Source organism: Borrelia sp. HM (assembly GCF_019669085.1).
Lineage (GTDB): Bacteria > Spirochaetota > Spirochaetia > Borreliales > Borreliaceae > Borrelia.
Genome location: NZ_AP024401.1, coordinates 93,967 through 115,023, shown reverse-complemented (window position 1 = coordinate 115,023; position 21,057 = coordinate 93,967). Strand labels below are relative to the sequence as shown.

20 protein-coding genes are annotated in these 21,057 nt (G+C 28.4%); 18 read left to right on the top strand and 2 right to left on the bottom strand.

Going from position 1 to position 21,057, the window contains the following annotated elements; translation table 11 throughout:
* The 6 genes from K5563_RS00555 (at nucleotide 1) to K5563_RS00530 (ending at nucleotide 6,257) form a co-directional block, all read left to right on the top strand.
* Entirely contained in the window at nucleotides 1–1,011 is a 1,011-nt protein-coding gene (locus K5563_RS00555; RefSeq protein WP_221037076.1) for a peptidylprolyl isomerase, read from the top strand.
* 24 nt (nucleotides 1,012–1,035) lie between these two features.
* Nucleotides 1,036–1,476, top strand: coding sequence for a transcription antitermination factor NusB (gene nusB, locus K5563_RS00550; protein WP_221037075.1), 441 nt, complete (start codon nucleotides 1,036–1,038; stop codon nucleotides 1,474–1,476).
* Nucleotides 1,463–3,118, top strand: a complete 1,656-nt coding sequence (locus K5563_RS00545) for a tetratricopeptide repeat protein (RefSeq protein ID WP_221037074.1) — start codon at nucleotides 1,463–1,465, stop codon at nucleotides 3,116–3,118. The genes nusB and K5563_RS00545 overlap by 14 nt, the downstream gene beginning before the upstream one ends.
* 4 nt (nucleotides 3,119–3,122) lie before the next feature.
* Nucleotides 3,123–3,875: a type I methionyl aminopeptidase gene (gene map, locus K5563_RS00540; RefSeq protein WP_221037073.1), complete on the top strand. Its 753-nt coding sequence runs from the start codon at nucleotides 3,123–3,125 to the stop codon at nucleotides 3,873–3,875.
* A gap of 63 nt (nucleotides 3,876–3,938) precedes the next feature.
* Complete coding sequence (locus K5563_RS00535) at nucleotides 3,939–5,384, top strand: trypsin-like peptidase domain-containing protein (protein ID WP_221037072.1); 1,446 nt, start codon at nucleotides 3,939–3,941, stop codon at nucleotides 5,382–5,384.
* Between the two features lie 273 nt (nucleotides 5,385–5,657).
* Nucleotides 5,658–6,257: a phosphoribosyltransferase gene (locus K5563_RS00530; RefSeq protein ID WP_221037071.1), complete on the top strand. Its 600-nt coding sequence runs from the start codon at nucleotides 5,658–5,660 to the stop codon at nucleotides 6,255–6,257.
* Here the strand turns inward: K5563_RS00530 and K5563_RS00525 are convergent.
* Complete coding sequence (locus K5563_RS00525) at nucleotides 6,244–6,810, bottom strand: hypothetical protein (protein ID WP_221037070.1); 567 nt, start codon at nucleotides 6,808–6,810, stop codon at nucleotides 6,244–6,246. The two genes, K5563_RS00530 and K5563_RS00525, sit on opposite strands and share 14 nt — an antisense overlap.
* Nucleotides 6,811–6,832: 22 nt before the next feature.
* On the bottom strand, nucleotides 6,833–8,218 hold the full coding sequence (asnS, locus tag K5563_RS00520) for an asparagine--tRNA ligase (RefSeq protein ID WP_221037069.1): 1,386 nt from the start codon (nucleotides 8,216–8,218) through the stop codon (nucleotides 6,833–6,835).
* Nucleotides 8,219–8,359: 141 nt separating this feature from the next.
* Here asnS and murI point away from each other — a divergent pair, with 141 nt between their 5' ends.
* From murI to K5563_RS00460, 12 genes are all read left to right on the top strand, one after another.
* Nucleotides 8,360–9,121, top strand: a complete 762-nt coding sequence (gene murI / locus K5563_RS00515) for a glutamate racemase (protein ID WP_221037068.1) — start codon at nucleotides 8,360–8,362, stop codon at nucleotides 9,119–9,121.
* Nucleotides 9,118–10,059 carry a ribosome small subunit-dependent GTPase A gene (rsgA, locus tag K5563_RS00510; RefSeq protein ID WP_221037067.1) on the top strand — a complete coding sequence of 314 codons (942 nt, stop codon included), beginning with the start codon at nucleotides 9,118–9,120 and terminating at the stop codon, nucleotides 10,057–10,059. The genes murI and rsgA overlap by 4 nt, the downstream gene beginning before the upstream one ends.
* On the top strand, nucleotides 10,031–12,367 hold the full coding sequence (locus K5563_RS00505) for an endonuclease MutS2 (RefSeq protein WP_221037066.1): 2,337 nt from the start codon (nucleotides 10,031–10,033) through the stop codon (nucleotides 12,365–12,367). The genes rsgA and K5563_RS00505 overlap by 29 nt, the downstream gene beginning before the upstream one ends.
* Entirely contained in the window at nucleotides 12,368–12,754 is a 387-nt protein-coding gene (locus K5563_RS00500) for a hypothetical protein (RefSeq protein WP_221037065.1), read from the top strand.
* Nucleotides 12,755–12,877: 123 nt separating this feature from the next.
* The gene (locus K5563_RS00495; protein WP_221037064.1) at nucleotides 12,878–13,483 is read left to right on the top strand and encodes a V-type ATP synthase subunit E; all 606 of its coding nucleotides are present in this window, start codon (nucleotides 12,878–12,880) and stop codon (nucleotides 13,481–13,483) included.
* A 1-nt stretch (nucleotide 13,484) separates the two neighbouring features.
* Nucleotides 13,485–14,051 (top strand): DUF2764 family protein, encoded by a 567-nt coding sequence (locus tag K5563_RS00490; RefSeq protein ID WP_221037063.1) that lies wholly within the window; start codon nucleotides 13,485–13,487, stop codon nucleotides 14,049–14,051.
* A complete protein-coding gene (locus K5563_RS00485) occupies nucleotides 14,041–15,783 on the top strand; it encodes a V-type ATP synthase subunit A (RefSeq protein ID WP_221037062.1) in 1,743 nt (580 codons plus the stop codon). The genes K5563_RS00490 and K5563_RS00485 overlap by 11 nt, the downstream gene beginning before the upstream one ends.
* Entirely contained in the window at nucleotides 15,784–17,085 is a 1,302-nt protein-coding gene (locus K5563_RS00480; protein WP_221037061.1) for a V-type ATP synthase subunit B, read from the top strand.
* A 2-nt stretch (nucleotides 17,086–17,087) separates the two neighbouring features.
* The gene (locus K5563_RS00475; RefSeq protein WP_221037060.1) at nucleotides 17,088–17,684 is read left to right on the top strand and encodes a V-type ATP synthase subunit D; all 597 of its coding nucleotides are present in this window, start codon (nucleotides 17,088–17,090) and stop codon (nucleotides 17,682–17,684) included.
* Between the two features lie 10 nt (nucleotides 17,685–17,694).
* Nucleotides 17,695–19,524 carry a V-type ATP synthase subunit I gene (locus tag K5563_RS00470; RefSeq protein ID WP_221037059.1) on the top strand — a complete coding sequence of 610 codons (1,830 nt, stop codon included), beginning with the start codon at nucleotides 17,695–17,697 and terminating at the stop codon, nucleotides 19,522–19,524.
* A gap of 16 nt (nucleotides 19,525–19,540) precedes the next feature.
* The gene (locus tag K5563_RS00465) at nucleotides 19,541–19,975 is read left to right on the top strand and encodes a V-type ATP synthase subunit K (protein ID WP_221037058.1); all 435 of its coding nucleotides are present in this window, start codon (nucleotides 19,541–19,543) and stop codon (nucleotides 19,973–19,975) included.
* A 68-nt stretch (nucleotides 19,976–20,043) separates the two neighbouring features.
* Nucleotides 20,044–21,021, top strand: coding sequence for a hypothetical protein (locus tag K5563_RS00460; protein ID WP_221037057.1), 978 nt, complete (start codon nucleotides 20,044–20,046; stop codon nucleotides 21,019–21,021).
* Nucleotides 21,022–21,057 lie beyond the last annotated feature (36 nt).

Below are 21,057 nucleotides of genomic sequence, written 5' to 3'. Positions count from 1 at the left end.
ATGAGTAATTTTTTATGTTTTCTGTTATTTTTTTTTGTAGGAATGACTTCTTTTGCTCAAAACACTCCTATTGTAATTATCAATTTGCATAGTAATCAAATTATTACTAAAACAGAATTTGATTCTAGATTAGATACATTAAAAAAGACACAGGGTAGAGATTTAAGTAATGCTGAAAAAAAGCAAGTTTTGCAAATTTTAATAGCTGATATTCTTTTTTCTCAAGAAGCTTTAAAGCAAGGAATTAAAATTGCAGATGAAGAGGTTATTCAAACAATTAAAGCTCAATTTGGACTTGCAAATCTTGCAGATGCTCAGCTTAAACAAATTATAGAAAGTCAAGGTACTAATTGGAATGAACTTTTGTCTTCAATGAAAAGATCGCTTTCTTCACAGAAATTGATTTTAAGAACAGCTCAGCCCAAATTTTCAGAAATAAAGGTGCCAAGTGAAAAGGAAATACTTGAGTATTATGAAGCTAATAAAACTAAATTTGTTAATCCTGATATAGCAAGAATTAGTCATATTTTCTTTTCTTCAAAAGATAAAAAGAGATCAGAAGTTCTATCAAAGGCAAAGGATATTGCAAGTCAGATAAAATCAAAAAAAATTACCTTTGAAGAAGCTGTTAGAAAATATTCAAATGATGAGGGTTCTAAGACTAAAAATGGTGATTTTGGATTTTTGACAAGAGGAGATCAAAGAGTACAAAATGTTCTTGGCCTAGATTTTATTAAAGAAGTTTTTATGCTTAATAAGGGGAATATTTCTCAACCAATACCATCAAAAGAAGGTTTTCATATAGTGAAAGTTACTGAAACTTATTCGCAGAGATTTTTAGATATTAAAGATAAGGTATCTCCTAATGTAGATATGACTGTTAAGGATCTTATAAAGAATAATATGATTAATTTGGATCAACAAAAAATTATTGCTAAAATACAACAAGAGCTTTATGATAAGCTAAATAAATCTGCTAGTATACAAATTTTAGATTCTAGTTTGAAGTAAGAAAAAGAACATTTATAATAGGCTATGGATTTAATTCGGCATAAAGCTAGAGTATTAGCTTTTCAAAAGATTTACAGTATTGATATTAATTGTAGGGCAAGAGATAATATTTATGATATTTTTGGTCTTGAAGATCATGGGATTGATTTAGAAGAAGAGTTAAAATTATTTTATTCTTTTTTAGTTAATGGTACTTGTGATAATTTAGAATCTATTGATAAATTGATTTCTGATATTTCTTTTAATTGGCGTTTAGATCGGATGGATAAAGTTGATCTTGCTATATTGAGAATGAGTGTGTATTCACTTAAATTTCAAGATTTAGAAGAGGTTCCAAGAAGGTTTATAATAGATGAGGCTATTTTGATTGCCAAAAAATATGGTAGTAAAAATTCTTATAAATTTATTAATGGTATACTTGATGCTTTGTTAAAAAAAATGGAGAACTATTTTGAAAGCAAATAAAGTATTTTTATTTTTTATTGTATTTTTTGTTTTTTGTGCTTCAGTTTTTATTTATTTAAATTTTAATCCATATGTTTTATATCTTTTGAAGGGTAAACGGGACTTTAATGAGCTTATTGCAGAAGTTGATGATTATTTTTTAAAGGAAAATTTAGATGGTGCTCAAAAGGCAATCAAGTTGTGTTCTTATTATGCTGATACTGAATATAATTGGCTTTCTCTTATTAAAAGGGCAAGACTTTATTCTATGAAAGTTGATAATTATCTGTTGATGAGAGATATTTTAAATATAGGGGTTAAGAATTTGCCAGGGAATTTAAAACTCAGAGCACTTGAAGTACATTCTAAACTTAAAGTAGGTGATATTTTAGAGGCTTATAATGTTGCAAAGCAGTACCTTATGGGATATGAAGAATATAAAAATTTGTACGATGAGGCTTTTATTAAAAGATTGACTTTAAGTTATGATGTAGAAGATACTAAAAATTTTTTAATTAGAATAGAAAAAGAAAAAGACCCGATGATTTTTGAGACTATAGGTTTAAGTCTTAATAATAATGCCTTTTTAATTAATGCAATGCTATTATATATAGAAAGAAAGGATTTTGATTCTGCCAAAAGAATACTTTCAAAGATAAATGAAGATAAAAATTTTGCAAGAGAGCTTGCTTATATTTCTTATGGTCTTGGCAATTTAGATTTTACCATTTTCAATCTTAAACTTATTAATAATAATAGTGAACCGAGTTTAATGTTTTTATTGGCCGATGCTTATTTAAAGAAGGGTGATATTCATAATGCTAAAATTGAATATTTAAGACTTTATACTGAATTTCCTGATTATAGCATGATGGTATATCTTGGACTGGCATTTATTGCTAAAAAAGAAAATGACTTTAAACGAGCTATTATTTATTTGAATAAAGCTAATGAAAGGTTTAAAGGTGATGAAATAATGAGTTATTATTTAGCCAATACTTATTTTGAAGCTGGTGATTGTTTTAATGCAAGTGAGATTGTAAAAAAATATAAGAATAGTCCTTTGTTTTTTAAACTTAATTTTGTATTGAATTATTCTAATTTCAATTATGAAGCTAAAAAATCTTTTTTATGGCGTTTATTTTATAGATCAAATTATAGTGCAGATATTGCTCAGCTTTTAGCATGGAATTTGCTTCTTTATTCTGATCTAAGAGATTTAGATTTATTTTTTAAGATTTATAATCCTATTGATGAAGTTCAAGATTGGTATTATTTCTATAGGTTTTATTATTTTTTCCTTAAAAAGGATTTATATGTTGCAGAGAAAGTAATTTATGATAATCAAGTGGGAAAGTATTTATATGGGGTTTATTATAATCTTGGAGTTTTAAAGTTTTATCAAAAAGATTACAAAGCAGCTGAAGAATATTTTGATAAAACAGTTTCTTTTTTACCTTTCACTCTTGATGATAAAAATAAAATGACTTTAGACGAATGTGAGGATATAGCAAAAATATATTTAAAGCGTGGAATTAATTATCTTTATTTAGGGCAATTTGAAGATGGACGTGAGTCTATTTTAATGTCTCGTTCTTTTCATGAAATTAATGCAGGTAAGCTTTATATTAATATGATAGAAATGATTAAGGAAAGGAATTAATTTTTTGAAATTAAGATTAAAATCTAGAGAAGAGATTAATAAAATCAGAGCATCAGCAGTACTTTTAGCTCAGACTTTTTTAGAAATTGAAAAAAATATTGTGCCTGGAATTAGTACAATGGCGCTTGATAAAATTGCTAGTGATTTTATTACTAAAAATGGAGGCAAATCTGCTTTTAAAGGATATAATGGATTTAGGGGAACTATTTGTGCTTCTGTAAATGAAGAAGTGATTCATGGAATTCCTGGTGCAAGAAAACTAAAAGAGGGTGATGTTATTAGTATTGATTGTGGAGTTATTTTAAATGGATTTTATAGTGATATGGCTAAGACTTTTAGGATTGGCAAAGTAAGTTCTGAAGTTGATAAATTATTAGAAGTGGGGGAGATTTCTCTTTATAAAGGAATTTCTGAAATGAAAGTTGGTAATCGAATTTTAGATATATCAAGAGCTATAGAAAATTATATTAAACCATTTGGCTTTGGAATCGTTCGTGAATATACAGGGCATGGTGTCGGTTTTGCTTTGCATGAAGAACCAAGCATACCCAATTATTATGAGCCTTTTTTTAAGAATATTAGAATTCAAGAAGGTATGGTTTTAGCAATTGAACCGATGGTAAATTTAAAGGGACACAAGGTTTCTATTAAGAATGATGGTTGGACGGTATTTGCTTCTGATTTTAGCTATTCTGTTCATTTTGAGCATACTGTTGCTGTTGTTGATGGGAAGCCTTTGATTTTAAGCAAAATTTAGTAGGTATTATTAGTTAAGTATTATTTAAAAGACGATTTGGTTTATATTATGGAGGTGTGTAAAATGAAGAAAAATTTTATTTCTGTATTTTTTGCTAGTTTGCTAGCTTTAGCCACTGGATTTTTTGTTGGAATATATTATTTGGGGTTTGATAAAAATACTATTGTTTTTGCACAGGAAAAAGGCAAACACGCTGTACAATCTCTTCAAGAATCATTTAAGAGTGCATCTAAGAATATTTTGCCATCAACTGTTGCGGTCTATGCTACTGGGATAGCTAAAGTTAAAGATCCTTTTAATTTTTTGTTTTTTTTCGATATGCCAGGACTTAATGTTGAAAGAAAGACACATAGGGTTGGTTCTGGAGTAGTTATTGGAAAAGATTCTAAGAAATCTAATTTATTTTATGCTCTTACAAACAGTCATATTGTGGATGATGCTAATGAATTTGAGATTATAACTTATGTTGATAAGACTTATAAAGCAAAGTTAGTAGGTATGGATGATAAAAAAGATGTTGCACTCATTAGTTTTGAAGCTAGTGATACAGATATTAAAGTAGCTGAACTTGGTGATAGTGATGAACTTGAGGTAGGGGATTGGGTGATTGCTGTTGGGCATCCTCATAACTTTAGTTTTTCAGTTACTGCTGGTATTATAAGTGGTCTTCATCGTTCAGCAAATCCTAATTTGAAGGGAAGAAATTCATTTATTCAAACAGATGCTGCTATTAATCGCGGTAATTCTGGTGGTCCTCTTGTAAATATGAATGGAGAAGTGATTGGGATAAATACTTGGATATCTTCTCCTTCTGGAGGTAGTGTTGGGCTTGGTTTTGCTATACCTATTAATAATGCTAAGAGTGTTATTGATATTTTAATGAGCGGTAAGAAGTCTGAGTCAGCTTGGATGGGAGTTTCTTTGCATTATGGAAAAAATAAGGACCCAGAATTTCTTAAAAGTTTAGGATATGAAGATGATTCTATTTCAGCAGCAGTTATTACAGGTATTTATGAGAAGACATCTGCTTTTATAGCAGGTCTTAAACCAGGTGATGTAATTAGCAAGATCAATGGTGTTAAAATGAATTTTTCCTATGATGTTAGACAATATATTAATGATTTTTATGCACAAGAGAAAATTAAAATTGAAATTTTAAGAGGGAAAGAAAAAAAGGATATTGATATAGAACTTAGTGCTAAACCTAAGGTAAACAATGAAAAAGGAATTATACCAAATGTAAAATTAATTCCAGGGTTTACTGTTTATCCTTTAACTAATGAAGTTAGGATTCAACTTGGTTTGAGAAATTGGATTAATGGAGTTGTCATAGATAGTATTGATTCAAGTTTAGGTGAAAATCCTCAAATTTTAACAGGTGATGTTATTACGGCTGTTAATTCAAATAGCATTAAAAGCATAAGAGATTTTTATGATGCTGTTGAGCTTAAGAAAAAGAATAATTATAGTCTTTTAAGAGCAGGTAAAACTATGAAAGTTTCTTTTTAGAAATAAATTTAACAATGGCTTAAAGATATGTATATCTTTAAGCTTTTTGAGATATTTAATCACATAAGTTTTATTAGATTAAATATCTCAATTCATTTAATCAAATGTATATTTGATTTTTAATTTGTTTAAAGCTTCTCAGGTGGGGAGGATTAGTTTTAAGCTTAAAATTTAAATGTTTTTTAGGAAGAATTAGTGTTGATTATGTTTAACCAACATTTAGTTAGTGTAAGTGTTCATTTAATTTTGATGTTTTTGGGGAGTACTATTTAGATGAAAAAATTTATTTCTTATGAAGAGATAAGAATAAACGGTCTTAAACTTGCTTATAAAATTTATAAAGATGGATTTATTCCTGATATTATGTATGTCTCTTTAAGAGGTGGTGCTTATCTTGGCAATATTATTAGCGAATTTTTTAAGTTTATTAAGCTAGAAAAACCTCTTCTTTATGCTGCGGTTGTTGCAAGGTCTTATGATGTTTCAAATCATCAAAAAGAAATAATGATAGATGGATGGACTTATGATCCAAAATATTTAAGAGCAGGAGATAAGGTGTTATTTGTTGATGATATTTTTGATACTGGACGTACTATTATCTATTTGCGAGATGAAGTCTTAAAAAGAGGCATAGATAGTAAAAATGTTAAGATTGCTGTTTATGATTATAAAGATCGTAGATGTGTGGATTGTAAGCCAGATTATTATGTTAATAAATATTCAACAGAAGATGATATAAACACTTGGATACATTATAGCAATCATGAGTTAATAGATTTAACAGAAAATGAGTACAAACTTAGTTTTACCAATTTAGATGATGAGTTAAATGATATTTTGAAATTTTTGTCAAAAAACTTTAGTTTGCATTAATTTTTATGTATTCTAGTTCATCATATCCTATGATTTTTAATGATTTTGTTATTTCATCTAAATTGTTTTCTAAAATTGGTCCAATTAAAGCAAAATTTGTTTTAATTTGTTTATTGATATTATTTATTTCTTTTAATCTTGTGAATGTATCTTGTTCATTAGTTGGATAAATTTTGATGTTATACCATATATTTTTTTTTGAATGCGATGTTTTTTTAGGATAATTTATTTTACTTGATTTCTTGATTGCTAGGATATTATTCCTATACTTTTTATTATTTTGTTTTTTATTAGTTTTAAGATTTTGATATTTTTTATTTATAGCCTTGAGACTGTGAATTTTTTCTTTTTTTTCTGGATATTTTATAGTACTAGATTTATTAATCTTAGTTTTTTCTTTGCTATTATATTTGTTGTAGTTTGATTTGTTATTTATGAGTTCTTCTTCTACGTTTAAAACTGGTTTTAAATTATTATCTAATTGTTCATTATTTGAAAATAACATTAATGTTGATGACATTAATAGTATTTTACATAAAATTTTAATTTGCATTTGTTTCCTCCTAAACTCTCTATTAGAAATAAAGAGTTTTAGGGGTTCTTGGAAATGGAATAACATCTCTAATATTAGCTATTCCTGTTGTGTATTGTATTAGTCTTTCAAGTCCAAGTCCAAATCCAGAGTGAGGAGTTGACCCAAATCTCCTTAAATCTAAATACCAATTAAGAGTTTCTACTTCTAAGTTTAGTTCTTTTATTCTTTGATTCAATTTTTCTAAATTATCTTCTCTTTCACTTCCTCCAATGATTTCTCCAATGCGTGGAACTAGTATGTCCATTCCTTTAACAGTTTGATTGTCTTCATTTATTTTCATGTAAAATGCTTTAAATTTTTTTGGATAATCAATTACTATAGTAGGTTTTTTGATAATTTCTTCTGTTAAATATCTTTCATGTTCTGTTTGTAAATCCATTCCCCAGTAAGGCCTTATTTCAAATTGTTTTGTTGCATTTTCAAGTCTTTTAATGGCTTGGGTATAGGTAATGACTTCAAAATTGGAGTTTATTACGTTCTCAATTTTTTTTATTAGACCTTTTTCAATAAAATTATCAAAAAATTCCATATCCTGGCTGCAATTATTTAAAGTTTCTCGTAAAATATATTTAAGGAAATCTTCTGCTAAAGTTATATTGTCTTCAAGTGTAAAAAAGGCCATTTCAGGTTCGATCATCCAAAATTCTGATGCATGGCGTGTTGTATTAGAATTTTCTGCTCTAAAGGTTGGGCCAAATGTATATATTTTTGATAAAGCCATTGCATAAGCTTCACCATGCAGTTGTCCAGTTACTGTTAAGAATGCTTGCTTGCCAAAAAAATCATCCTTAAAGTTTACTTCTTGTCCTTTTGCGATGTTATTGAGGTTTAAAGTGGAGACACGAAATATTTCACCCGCTCCTTCTCCATCATTTGATGTAATAATTGGAGTGTTAATGTATAAAAATCCATTGTTTTGAAAATATTCATGAATTTTATAAGAGAGTTGGTTTCTAATTCTGGCTACAGCTCCAAATGTGTTAGTTCTAATTCTTAAATGAGGAATTTCTCTTAAAAATTCAAAGGTATGTCTTTTTTTTTGTAAAGGATATGTTTCTTGATCCGATGCTCCAATTACATTAAAATTTGTTGTTTTTATTTCATATGTTTGTCCTTTTGCTGGGCTTAAGATTAAAATCCCAGTTAAAGATATGCTAGCTCCTGTTGTCAGCTTTTTTAGTTCTTTTTCTTCAAATTGAATATTTTCTTGATCAATGACAGCTTGAATTCCTTTGATGTTTGAACCATCATTAATTTCTACAAATGAAATTTTACCATTGCTGCGTTTTGTTCTGATCCATCCTTGAACTGTAATTTTACTATCTACTTTGGGATTGCTTAAAATTTCTTTGATGCTCTTATACATATTTTCCTCTATCAATTTATATTAGTAACAATTATAGCTTAATATATAGTTGTTTTGAAAATTGTGCGTTGTAAGTGATATTATTTTCATTGAAAGAGAACAAATTAGTTTCTATACTTAATTTTGGTAGGGTTTATTTTTATGAGCGATTTAAAAGATGTTATAGTTATTTTTGATTCGGGTATTGGTGGACTTTCTTATTTTGAGTATATAAGTAGTACTCTTGTTAAAAGAAACTATGTTTATGTTGCAGATAATAAGAATTTTCCTTATGGAGAAAAGAATCCGGAATTTCTTTTAAAGGTAATTTTAGAACTAATCTCAAAATTAAAACAAATGTATAATATTATTTCAATTGTTATTGCTTGCAATACAGCTTCTATTAGTGTATATGACAAATTAAATTTTAATTTTCCTGTAATATATACTTTACCTTCAGTTAGTTTAGTAAAAGAGCTTGTACATAAAAAGGTTATTTTAATTGCAACAAATACTACCATAAATAGTATCTTTGTTCAAAGAGAAAAACAATGTCATTTAAATTTAGTCTTAAAATCATCAAGTGAACTTGTAAATTTTGTGGAATATGGAGATAAATTTAAAGAAGAAGCGATTAGAGCATTGAGATTCTTGAAATTAGAAATTGAAGCTAGTAGGAGAGATATGATTTTTTTAGGATGTACACATTATTTGCATATTAAAGATATGATTGAAAATTTTTTAGAAATACCTATTTATGAGAATCGTGAACTTGTTACTAATGAACTTGCTAATTCATTGAAGGCCATTGAAATTAGTGATGGTTTAATGCGTTATTTTTATTTAACTCAAAATAAGAATTTGTGTTTTTATAAAAATTTCTGTAAAAAATATGGTTTGCATTTTAAAGGAATAATTGATTGAACGACCTAAGATTTGAGGTTCTCTGGGGTGTTAATAACATCTATTCTATTATTGAAGTTAATACTAATTTAATTTATGAAGGTGTCATTAAAGGAAAGATTTTAAATACTCAAGATAAGGAATATAGTCCTTTAGTCCCCGGAGATTTTATTTTTGGTGATGTTTATGATGAGTTTAAGGTATATATTAAAGGAAGATTAGAACGTAAAAATATTCTTTGGCGTTATAATAAAAAAGCTGCTCTTAGGCAAGTTATTGTTTCAAATATTAATAATGTTTTAATTGTTAGTTCTGCTAACCTTCCTGAAATTAAAAATTCATTTATCGATAGAACGTTAATAGTTGCTGAGGAGCAAGGAATAACTCCTATTATTTTGATAAATAAGGTTGATCAAGGTATAAGTGATAAAGTTGACACTTTTATTAAAATATATGAAAGCATAGGTTATAGGGTTATTAAAACTTCTGTTATTACTTTGCAAGGTATTGAGGAAATAAAAAAAGTTATTAAAAATTCAAGGACTTCTTTTGTGGGGCAGTCTGGGGTTGGGAAATCTTCACTTATAAATTTATTAGATTTAAATGCAGCTCAGGCTATAAATGAAATATCATATAAATATGCAAGAGGTAAGCATACTACAGTTTATTCTATGGCTTTTCATTCTGATAATGGGGTATTAATTGATACTCCTGGTGTTAAGGAATTTGGAATTGAAAGTTTGGATCATTTAAATCTTAGATATTGCTTTAAAGAGTTTAGAAGTTTAAATGATTTATGTCGATTTAATTCTTGTTTGCATATAAATGAGCCAAATTGTTTTGTAGTAAGTCAAATTGGATTTCAAGTTTCAGAACTTAGATATAATAGTTATTTAAAAATTTTAAATGAACTTAAGAGATATAAGAGTTATGCAAGAGAAATATTTGGAAAAAATTGATTTTTATCAAATTTTATCTTCAATTTCTTCTTATGTATCTATTTCAGATACGGTTACTCTTCTAGGTGAACAAGAAATATTAAAAACTGAAGAAGAAATTAATCAAATATGTTTTTTAGTTAAGTTAATTAGGGAGCTTATTGAAGTTTATAATGATTATCCCAATTCTTGTCTTGAGAGTATAGGTGATTCTATTATTTTGCTTTGTAAGCAAAATTCAAGAGTTTCTATTGAGGAAATTAAGAATATTATTTTGTTTCTAAAAGAAGTTTTAAAAATAAGGATTTTTTTTGATCAAAATGAGTTTCAATTGAGTCATGAAATTGAAGTTTTAAAAAAATTATTATTTTTAGAGCCAAGTCTTAAAGATTTATTAGAGATTTTATGTATTTATATTGATATTGATGAGCTTAAAATAAAACAAGGTGTTGTTAAGGAGTATGATGAAATTGATTTTGAAATTAAAAATTTAGACAAAAGAATTAATAGGAAACTCAAGCAAATTATAGGGTTAAATTCAAAATATTTAACCTCTTTATTTGTTTGTTATAAATACAATAAGTATACTATTGCGCTTAAATCTAATTTTAAAAACAAAATAAAGGGAAATGTTTTATCTATTTCATCATCTGGTGAGACATTGTATATTGAACCAAATGAGATTGTCATTGACAATAATAGGTTGGGCTTTTTAAACCTTGAAAAAGAACGTATAGTTTTAAAAATTCTACAAGATCTTTCATATAAGATACATGAGCACATTACGCTTTTAAAATCTCTTTATGGAAATTTTTTATATTATGATTCTTTAAAGGTCAGAGCGATTTATGGAATAAAAACTCAAGGAATATTTCCTAGATTAGATAGTAGTCTTAATATTGTCAATGCTCGTCATCCTTTGATAAAGAATGCAAAATCTATAAATTTTTGTCCTTTAAATAATAGAGTTGTAATTATTACAGGGCCCAATGCTGGTGGTAAAACGGTAACTTTGAAAACGGTGGCTTTATTGAGTGCTATGTTCCAATTTGGAATTCCTGTTCCAGTTGATGAAGCTAGTACTTTTAAAATTTTTGATAACATTTTAATTAATATTGGAGATGATCAATCAATTGTAAATTCACTTTCAACTTTTTCAAGTCATATGAATAATATTGCTTATATTTTAAAGCATTCGACAAGGAATAGTCTTTTAATATTTGATGAATTTTGTTCAGGTACTGATATTGAACAGGGACAAGCATTAGCTGTAGCTATTCTTGAGCATTTAATTAATATTGAGTCTTATGCTATTGTCTCAACTCATTACAATGCTCTTAAATATTTTGCATATACCCATGAGTTTGTTATTAATGCTTCTATGCAGATGGATTTAGAAAAAATGGAACCCAATTATGAATTGATATTCTCTGTTCCAGGTGAAAGCTTTGCATTTAATGTTGCAAGCAAATCTTCCATTAATCCTAGTATATTATTTAGAGCAAAAGATATTTATTCATCTAATAAGACAGAAGTTAATGGGATATTGGAAAAACTTGCAAAAAAAGAGAGAGAAATATATTTACTTGAAGAGGAATTAAAAGATAAGCTTAAATGTATTGAAATGAAGGAAATTGAGATTAGTAATATTCAGGATAATCTTTTATTAAGAGAAAGAAACTTAGAGGAAAAACTTATTAATGAGCAAAAAGAATTTTTAAGAAATTCAAGAAAAACTTTAGAAAATTTGGTTAGAGAAATAAAAGAAGGTAATATTTGTACTATTAAAAACAAGGCATTTATATCTGATATTTCAGATAATATACTTGCTAAGTCTAATAAAATTAAATCACTTAATCAAGATATTGCTACTAAAGTTGAATTTAAATTAGGCGATAAGGTTAGGGTATCTGGATCAAGTTCCTCAGGAGAAATAGTGGGGGTTACTAAGAAAGGATTTATTGTCAATACTGGTGTTTTTAATATTACAGTTTCGTCTTGCAATTTAGAAAAGATATCAGATATTGATCGATATAATGATAATTTTAAGAAAAATTTCGAATTTTCTTTTGAAAATCAAGATGATGTATTAAACCTAACTATTGATATTAGAGGAATGAGAGTAGTTGAAGCTATAGACTTTTTAAACAAGAAAATAGATAATATGTTACTAAGAAGTATTTGTAGATTTGAGATTATTCATGGTAAAGGTGAAGGGCTTCTTATGGAAAAAGTACATGAATTTCTAAAAGATATAAAATTTGTTAAAAAGTATTATTTTGCTCATCCAAGTGATGGTGGAGTTGGCAAAACAATAGTAGAAATTTAGATGAATATATCAAGTTTTGAAAAATTTGAAAATGAATTGTTTAACATTTGTCTTGATGTTGATTATATTCTTGAGAATGAATTTGGTAGTTTTTATGAAATTCATCCAAGTAGGCCTTCTAGAGGTAGTGCATCCAATGGAATTTTGGATGGGCTTTTTCGTGTTACTACGTCTTTTACCCTTGGATATGGTTCTAAATTTGGACGAGGATATTTGATTATTATTGAAATAATAACTCTTAACGTAGTTGATGAGGAATTCACTAATAAAGTCATAAAGAGGGGTATTAAAGTTTTTGCTGAAAAATTGAAAGAAAAATTTCCAGAGAAAAATCTTTCTATAGTGTATGATATAAATGTTTATAAGATTATAGGGGATTTTTTTTAGCCATGTTTGATTTAAATATTTTTAATTCAATTTTGAAGGATTAAAAATATATTGATATATTTTTAATTAAATATTCTGTTTATTGAATATTTAAGTTATTTTTTGTGTGTTTAAGGAGTTCTTGTGCAGTTTGAAGTTAAGGATCTGATAAATAAAATTAAAAAAGATGGGCTTGAAGAAGCTGAAAAGTTGGCAAATGAGATTCTTTTGAATGCAAAGAGAGATGCTGAGGCTATTATTTTGAAGGCGGAAAATGAGGCTACAAAATTAAAAATGCAGGCAAAAAAGGAAGCTGATGAATATAAAAAACATTCTCTTGAAGCATCTCATCAAGCAGTTAGGGATTTGATTATTGCTACTGAGAAGAATATTAAATCTCTTTTTAAAATTTATTTAAGAGATTCTATTGCTAATGTTTGTAATGATAATTTTTTGGCAGAACTTATTATTAAAGTTGTGGATGTTTGGAGCAATAACAATAATCTAGATATAATAATTGATGAGTCTGATATTTCTAATTTATTATCTATGTTAAGAGCAAAAATAGGAGATAGACTTAATAGTGCAGTTGAGATTAAACCTTTTAAAGGGATAGGGAAAGGGTTTAAAATTCAACAAAGAGATGGTAATTTATATTATGATTTTACGTCAAAAACTATTGCTGATATTCTTTTTGAATATTTAAATCCGAGATTTAAAGAAATTATGAAATTAGTTCAGGAGATATAGCATGTTGAGTTCATATTACTATGTTATGTCATCATTACCTTATCTTGATTTCAAAATAGGAAAGGTGTTAAGTGTAGAACAATTTTTCAATAGCATTGAGAATGTTTTAAGCAAGAGAGATTTTATTCTTTTAAAGGATTTATCTGAATCTAGATTTACTAAAGGAACTTTAAAGATAATTGATCAATTTATTGAATTTGAAGAAATAATAAGATATACGCTTGCATATGTTAGGGCTGAAAAGTTAGGGCGATCAAAAGATGTTTATTTAGAATCATCTTATTTTTCTAGTTATTATTTGGGAATTTTGAAGTCCCTTTGTCTTAAAGAAAATCCTTTTGAGGTAGAATTAGGACTTGATATGTTAAAATGGCAGTTTTTAATGTATTGTGAGGTAGGGAATGAATTTAATTTTGAAAAATTAGTGATTTATTTTTTGAAGTTAATATTGCTTTCAAGAAGAAGTCTATTTGTAAAAAAGATAGGCGAGAAGAATTTTGATGATATTTGTCAAACATTAAGTATGCAAATAAGTAAAACTTTTAAAGGAAATTTGAATGGAAACTAGAGGAAAAGTAGTAGGAGTTATTGGAAATTTGGTTACTATTGAGGTAGTTGGTACAGTTTCCATGAATGAAATTATTTTTATTAAAACTACCGGACAGAATTTAAAGGCTGAGATAATTCGCATTAGAGATAGAGAAGTTGATGCTCAAGTTTTTGAAATGACTAAAGGAATTGCTGTTGGAGATGATATTGAGTTTACAGGTAGACTTTTGACAGTTGAACTTGGTCCTGGTCTTTTAAGTCAGGTGTATGATGGTCTTCAAAATCCATTGCCAGCACTTGCTGCTCAATGTGGTTTTTTTTTGGATAGAGGTGTGTATTTAAGTGCGCTTGATAGAACTAGAAAATGGAATTTTATTGCAACTGCAAGAGTTGGAGATACTGTTATTGCAGGGGATTATCTTGGGTTTGTTGTTGAGGGTACAATTAATCATCAAATTATGATTCCATTTTATAGAAAAGATTCTTATAAAATTGTTGAGATTGTTAGTGATGGTAGTTATACTGTAGATGATAAAATTGCTGTAATTGAAAATGATGCTGGGCAAAGACATATAATTACCATGTCTTTTCATTGGCCTGTTAAAATTCCAATTATTAATTATAAAGAGAGGCTTATTCCTAGTGAGCCTATGGTAACTCAAACAAGGATCATAGATACGTTTTTCCCCGTTGCAAAGGGTGGTACATTTTGTATTCCTGGTCCTTTTGGTGCTGGTAAAACAGTTCTTCAGCAAGTTACAAGTCGTAATGCTAATGTTGATATTGTAATTATTGCTGCTTGTGGTGAGCGTGCAGGTGAGGTAGTAGAGACTCTTAAGGAATTTCCTGAACTTAAAGATCCAAGGACAGGCAAGTCATTGATGGAAAGGACATGTATTATTTGCAATACATCTTCTATGCCAGTTGCTGCTCGTGAAGCCTCCGTTTATACAGCTATTACTATTGCTGAATATTATAGACAAATGGGTCTTGATATACTTTTATTAGCTGATTCAACTTCAAGATGGGCTCAATCCATGAGAGAAATGTCAGGTCGCCTTGAGGAAATACCAGGTGAAGAAGCATTTCCTGCTTATCTTGAATCTGTTATTGCATCATTTTATGAAAGAGCTGGCATTGTTATTTTAAATGATGGTCGTAGTATTGGTTCTGTGACTGTTGGTGGATCTGTAAGTCCTGCTGGAGGTAATTTTGAAGAGCCAGTAACTCAGGCAACTTTAAAAGTTGTAGGAGCATTTCATGGACTAACAAGAGAAAGATCTGATGCTAGAAAATTTCCAGCCATTAATCCTCTTGAATCTTGGAGTAAATATAAAGGTGTTGTTGAGTTTAAAAAAACAGAATATGCAAGGTCATTTTTATCAAGAGGGAATGAGATAAATCAAATGATGAAGGTTGTTGGTGAGGAAGGGATAAGTGATAGTGATTTTTTAGTTTATTTGAAATCTGAGCTTTTGGATGCGTGTTATTTGCAACAAAATTCATTTGATATTGTTGATGCTGCTGTAAGTCTTGATCGTCAAAATTATATGTTTGATATACTTTATAATATTTTAAAATCAGACTTTAAATTTGAAAATAAATTGGAAGCACGAAATTTTGTAAATGAATTAAGGCAAAATATTTTAGATATGAATCTTAGTCCCTTTAAGGAAGAAAAGTTTAATAAATTAGAAATTACGTTAAAGAATTTAGTACATTCTAGGAAGTTGCATTTTAGAGGTGAATAAGTGAAGAGAGTATATAGCAAAATAGAATCTATTGTTGGGAATGTAATAACTGTTGTAGCACAGGACGTTAAATATGGGGAACTTGCTATTGTGAAGTCAAAAGATACAAGTTCTTTAGCTGAAGTTATTAAGTTAGAAAAAGAAAAAGTTTCCCTTCAAGTATATAACGGAACGATAGGTATTTCCACTTCAGATGAGGTTAAGTTTTTAGGCCATCCAATGCAAATTACATTTTCTGAGAATTTACTTGGTCGAATTTTTGATGGAGCTGGAAATCCAAAAGATGGAGGACCGCGTCTTGAGGACGATTTAATTGAAATTGGAGGGCCATCAACTAATCCTGCAAAGCGTATTATTCCAAGAAACATGATAAGAACAGGAATTCCAATGATAGATGTTTTTAATACTCTTGTTGAATCGCAAAAGTTACCAATTTTTTCTGTATCTGGAGAGCCTTATAATGAGCTTCTTGTACGAATAGCTCTTCAAGCAGAAGTTGATTTAATTATTCTTGGTGGAATGGGACTTAAGAATGATGATTATTTGACGTTTAAAGATTCTCTTGAAAAGGGTGGAGCTTTAAGTAGGACAATCTTTTTTGTAAATACAGCTAATGATCCTGTTGTTGAGTCTTTACTAGTTCCTGATATTTCTCTTGCTGTTGCTGAGAAATTTGCTTTGCAAGGTAAGAAGGTTTTAGTACTTTTGACTGATATGACTAATTTTGCAGATGCTATGAAAGAAATTGCTATTACTATGGAGCAAGTTCCTTCTAATAGAGGTTATCCTGGTGATTTATATTCTCAGCTTGCATCTAGATATGAAAAAGCTATCGACTTTGAAGGGGCTGGGTCTATTACTATACTTGCTGTTACTACAATGCCTGGAGATGATGTTACTCATCCTGTTCCTGACAACACAGGATATATTACTGAAGGCCAATACTATTTAAAGGGTGGCAAAATTGAGCCTTTTGGTTCTCTCTCAAGACTTAAGCAAATGGTTAACGGTAAGACAAGAGATGACCATAGGACTATTATGGACTCAATGATTAAGCTTTATGCATCTTCAAAGGAATCTGTAGAGAAAAAATCCATGGGGTTTAATATGACACAGTGGGATGAGAAACTTCTTAAATACAGTAGTATGTTTGAAAGCAAGATGATGGACTTGTCTGTTAATATTCCTTTAGAAGAGGCCTTGGATTTGGGTTGGGAAATTCTATCGAATTGTTTTGAACCTAAAGAGACTGGAATTAAGACTGAACTTGTAGAAAAATATTGGCCTGAGAAAAAGGATTAAAAATGTCCAAAATTAAGTTAACAAAAAATGAGCTTAAAAAACAAAAAGATAATCTTAAAATGTTTAGTAGGTATTTGCCTACCCTGCAGCTTAAGAAACAGCAATTGCATTTAGAAATTCGAAAAATTGAATCGCTTAAAATAGATCGCAAAATTGAGCAAGAAAAGCTTAAGAAAAATATTGAATCTTGGATTGCTTTATTTGGTGAGAGCTTTTCTTTTCAAGATTGGATTAAGATTAAAAAAGTAGCAATAGTCTTTTCAAATATTGCAGGTATTACTATTCCTGTATTTAATTCTGTAGAATATGAGACTATTAATCATGATCTTTTATTAACTCCTTATTGGGTAGATAGCGGCATAGATGCTATTAAGAATATAATTAGGATAAATGCGGAGATTGAAGTTTTAAATGAACAGGCTAGCTTATTAGAAGCAGAACTTAATACTACTTCTCAAAGAGTAAATTTATTTGAGAAAATTATGATACCTAATGCTAAAATTAATATCAAGAAGATCAATGTTTATCTTGGTGATCAGCAAACAGCTGCTGTTGTAAGAGGTAAAATGGCTAAAGCTAGATTAATTAAGGATAGATAGGGATGCGTTTATGATTGTAAAAATGAAGAAAGTTTTGATTTTAACTCTATTAAAGTATAAAAGAGATGCCATTGAAATTTTAAGGGAGTTAGGAGTTGTTCATATCAATTTTTGTAATAAAGTTTCAGAGTCTTTAGAAAAAGTTGTTGAAACGAGGGGAGTTTTAATTAAAGCTTTATCTTTGCTTAAAGATGATTGTGAAGTAAAGGTTTTAAGCTCTTCAAATGAAAATTTTTTGGAAGTTGCAAAGAGCATAGTTAATCTAAGTACTGAGATTAAAGATTTGAAGAATATTCAACAATCATTGCTTAATAAGAGAGATATTATCTCTTGTTGGGGAAATTTTTCTATTGATTTAGTTAATAAATTAAGAGATAGTAATATTTATGTGCAATTTTTTAAGTCTGGGGTTGATGAATATAGAAAATTATTAGCATCTTCTGAAATTAATGTTGCTATTATTAAGAATATTAAGGGAACAATTTATTTCGTAGCTATTAATGATTCTATGCAAAAGGTAAGTACAGTTGAGGAGTATAATTTTGATTTTGATCTTGATTTTATTGAAAATAAGTTAAGAGTTGTTAGTGAAATTTTAGATCAAAAATTAACCCAATTGTCTGTTTTAAATAAATATAGAGATGTCTTAAAAGACAAAATAAGAGAGTATGATCAAGTCGTTGAGTTTGAACAAGTTATGACTGACATGGATATAGAGGATGATAATTTTGTCTATATTACAGGATTTTTGCCAGAAGATAATAAAGAGCTACTTAAAAGTGCAACTATTGAAGGTAAATTTGTGGTACAGTTTGCAGATCCAGATGATGATGATGTTGTTCCTACTTATATAAAGAGAAAGGGAATAGCTAAGCTTGCTAAGCCTATTTTTGATGTTTTAGATACAATTCCTGGATATAAAGAGAGGGATATTAGTTGTGTTTTCATGTTATTTTTCTTTATATTTTTTGGAATGATAATTGGTGATGCTGCTTATGGAATGATATTCTTGATAATAGGTATTATTCTTAGTTTAAACAATTTATTAAAAAATAAACCTTTAACATCTATTCATGCTTTAGTATTTTATTTAAGCGCATCAGCAATAATATATGGTTCGATGACTGGAACTTGGTTTGGTAGTAGTCCTTTTTTTATTGAGTTATTTCCTATTTTAAAATCTTTTAAACTTGAATATTTGACGGGAAAGAGCAGTACGCAAAATATAATGTTTGTATGTTTTACAATAGGCCTTTTGCAAATATTACTAGCTCATATATGGAATTTTATTCAAAAGGTTAAAGAGAAACCCTATATACATTCAATTTCTCAAATTGGTTGGGTTATTGTTATTTCTGGGCTTTATTATCTCGTTCTTAATTTGATACTTGGTAAAGATAGGTTTCCTATGTATGGTTTTGTTTTTAATATGATATATATTGGAGTTGTACTTGTTTTTATTTTTGAAAAACAGGATGGCTCAAACTTTTTTAGATGCATATTAAAAAGTTTTGGAGGGATAATAGAACAATTTTTAGCTACTGTTTCAGGATTTGCAGACATAATATCTTATATTAGGCTTTTTGCTGTTGGGCTTGCAGGGCTTGCAATTTCTGATAGTTTTAATAGTATGTCAGCATCTTTATTAAAATCATCTAATATTGGTCTTATAATAAGTGGCATTCTTGTAATACTGTTTGGACATATTCTAAATATAACTTTATCTTTATTATCTGTTGTTGTCCATGGAGTTAGACTTAATATGCTTGAATTTTCAAATCATTTGGGTCAAGAATGGAATGGCTCTTTTTATAGACCTTTTAGAAAAATTAAAGAATAGATAAGGAGATATAATTATGAATATAGGTTTAATAGGAGTTCATTCAGCTTTAACAATAGCAGCAATAGGTTCAGCTTTGGGTATGGGAGCTGCAGGAAGTGCTGCTATTGGAGCATGGAAGAGATGTTATATGCAAGGTAAGCAAGCTCCTTTCTTATTGATTGTTTTTGTTTCAGCACCCTTGACACAAATAATATATGGTTATATATTGATGAATACTTTATCAGATGTCATTACACAAGCAGATCCTTGGTTATTATTTGGAGCTGGTTTTGGTGGCGGTCTTGCAATTTCTATTTCTGCTTTTGCTCAAGGTAAAACTGCTGCAGGGGCTTGTGATGCTTTTGCTGAGACTGGAAAGGGATTTGCTACAAATCTTTTGGTTTTAGGTTTAATAGAATCTGTTGCCCTTTTTGTAATGGTATTCTTGATGATATTTAAATTTGTTTAAGTTTGAAAGGATTCTAGACGTTAAATTTTCTTGCAATTTGTGAGAAAATTTAATGTGTTTATGAATATATGTTAAGATTGGTTTTATGTTTTTTAATTTTAAGTTTTATATTCAATTTAAATTCTTTGCCTGTTAAAGAGTTTCCATATTGGATTTTGCTTGAGAAAGGACGTCAAATTATTTATTCTAAGGAAGGATTCATTAAATCTAATCTTACTAGTGCAATAAATTGTTTGCAGGAAGCTTTGCTAAAAAAAGGAATATATCCTGAAGCTAATTATTATTTATCTATTGCTTATAGGATGACTGGCAACGTTGTGCTGGAGAAATTACATCTGCATAAGGCGTTAGAATATAAAGATTATTTATTAGATAAATTTTTTGAGAAAAAAATTCTTTTTTCTTTGGCTAAAATTTCTGAGCTTGAAAATAATTATGTTGATATGATTGATTATTTAAATGAAATTTTAAATAAGTTTTCAAATAGTGATGATTATTATAATTATCATTATGTTATTAAAAAGTATAGGGGTACTTCAGATGAAAAATCTAATATGTCATTTTATTTACATTCTTATTTAAAACAAGTTAGAGGAACTTCTGGTTTAGATTTTACTTTTAATCTTTACAGGTTTAATAATTATAATGTTATTGATACTCACCAGTTATTATCAGAAGTATATTTAAAAATAGGTGCTTATGAACTTGCAATTACTCATGGACTTGTAGCTGCGATTGGTATTTTAACGAGAATGTATGAATATGTTAATTATTATGAACCTCTTTATAAGTTTAAAAATTTAAGGGCTTTTGTTCAAAAAATAAATGAATACACTGATATTAAAGCCAGTTTTGAATCGACAGATTTTTGGACAATATTATATAATGTTGCTTATGCTACTTATAGTTATGATAATCATAACTATAAATTAAGGGCTATAGACACTTGGAAATTAGTTGTTGATCTTGCTCCTAAATTTTCTCCTTATGTTTTAAAATCAAAGATACATATTAGAAATTTTTTGATTAATAAAGGTGTACATTAGGTATAGTATTTTAAAAAAAATATTATTTCTGTTTTA

Coding starts and splice junctions, on each gene's coding strand:
- K5563_RS00555 (WP_221037076.1), top strand. CDS start 1: ATGAGTAATTTTTTATGTTTTCTGTTATTTTTTTTTGTAGGAATGACT.
- nusB (WP_221037075.1), top strand. CDS start 1,036: ATGGATTTAATTCGGCATAAAGCTAGAGTATTAGCTTTTCAAAAGATT.
- K5563_RS00535 (WP_221037072.1), top strand. CDS start 3,939: ATGAAGAAAAATTTTATTTCTGTATTTTTTGCTAGTTTGCTAGCTTTA.
- K5563_RS00530 (WP_221037071.1), top strand. CDS start 5,658: ATGAAAAAATTTATTTCTTATGAAGAGATAAGAATAAACGGTCTTAAA.
- K5563_RS00525 (WP_221037070.1), bottom strand. CDS start 6,810: ATGCAAATTAAAATTTTATGTAAAATACTATTAATGTCATCAACATTA.
- asnS (WP_221037069.1), bottom strand. CDS start 8,218: ATGTATAAGAGCATCAAAGAAATTTTAAGCAATCCCAAAGTAGATAGT.
- murI (WP_221037068.1), top strand. CDS start 8,360: ATGAGCGATTTAAAAGATGTTATAGTTATTTTTGATTCGGGTATTGGT.
- K5563_RS00505 (WP_221037066.1), top strand. CDS start 10,031: ATGCAAGAGAAATATTTGGAAAAAATTGATTTTTATCAAATTTTATCT.
- K5563_RS00500 (WP_221037065.1), top strand. CDS start 12,368: ATGAATATATCAAGTTTTGAAAAATTTGAAAATGAATTGTTTAACATT.
- K5563_RS00490 (WP_221037063.1), top strand. CDS start 13,485: ATGTTGAGTTCATATTACTATGTTATGTCATCATTACCTTATCTTGAT.
- K5563_RS00485 (WP_221037062.1), top strand. CDS start 14,041: ATGGAAACTAGAGGAAAAGTAGTAGGAGTTATTGGAAATTTGGTTACT.
- K5563_RS00475 (WP_221037060.1), top strand. CDS start 17,088: ATGTCCAAAATTAAGTTAACAAAAAATGAGCTTAAAAAACAAAAAGAT.
- K5563_RS00470 (WP_221037059.1), top strand. CDS start 17,695: ATGATTGTAAAAATGAAGAAAGTTTTGATTTTAACTCTATTAAAGTAT.
- K5563_RS00465 (WP_221037058.1), top strand. CDS start 19,541: ATGAATATAGGTTTAATAGGAGTTCATTCAGCTTTAACAATAGCAGCA.
- K5563_RS00460 (WP_221037057.1), top strand. CDS start 20,044: ATGTTAAGATTGGTTTTATGTTTTTTAATTTTAAGTTTTATATTCAAT.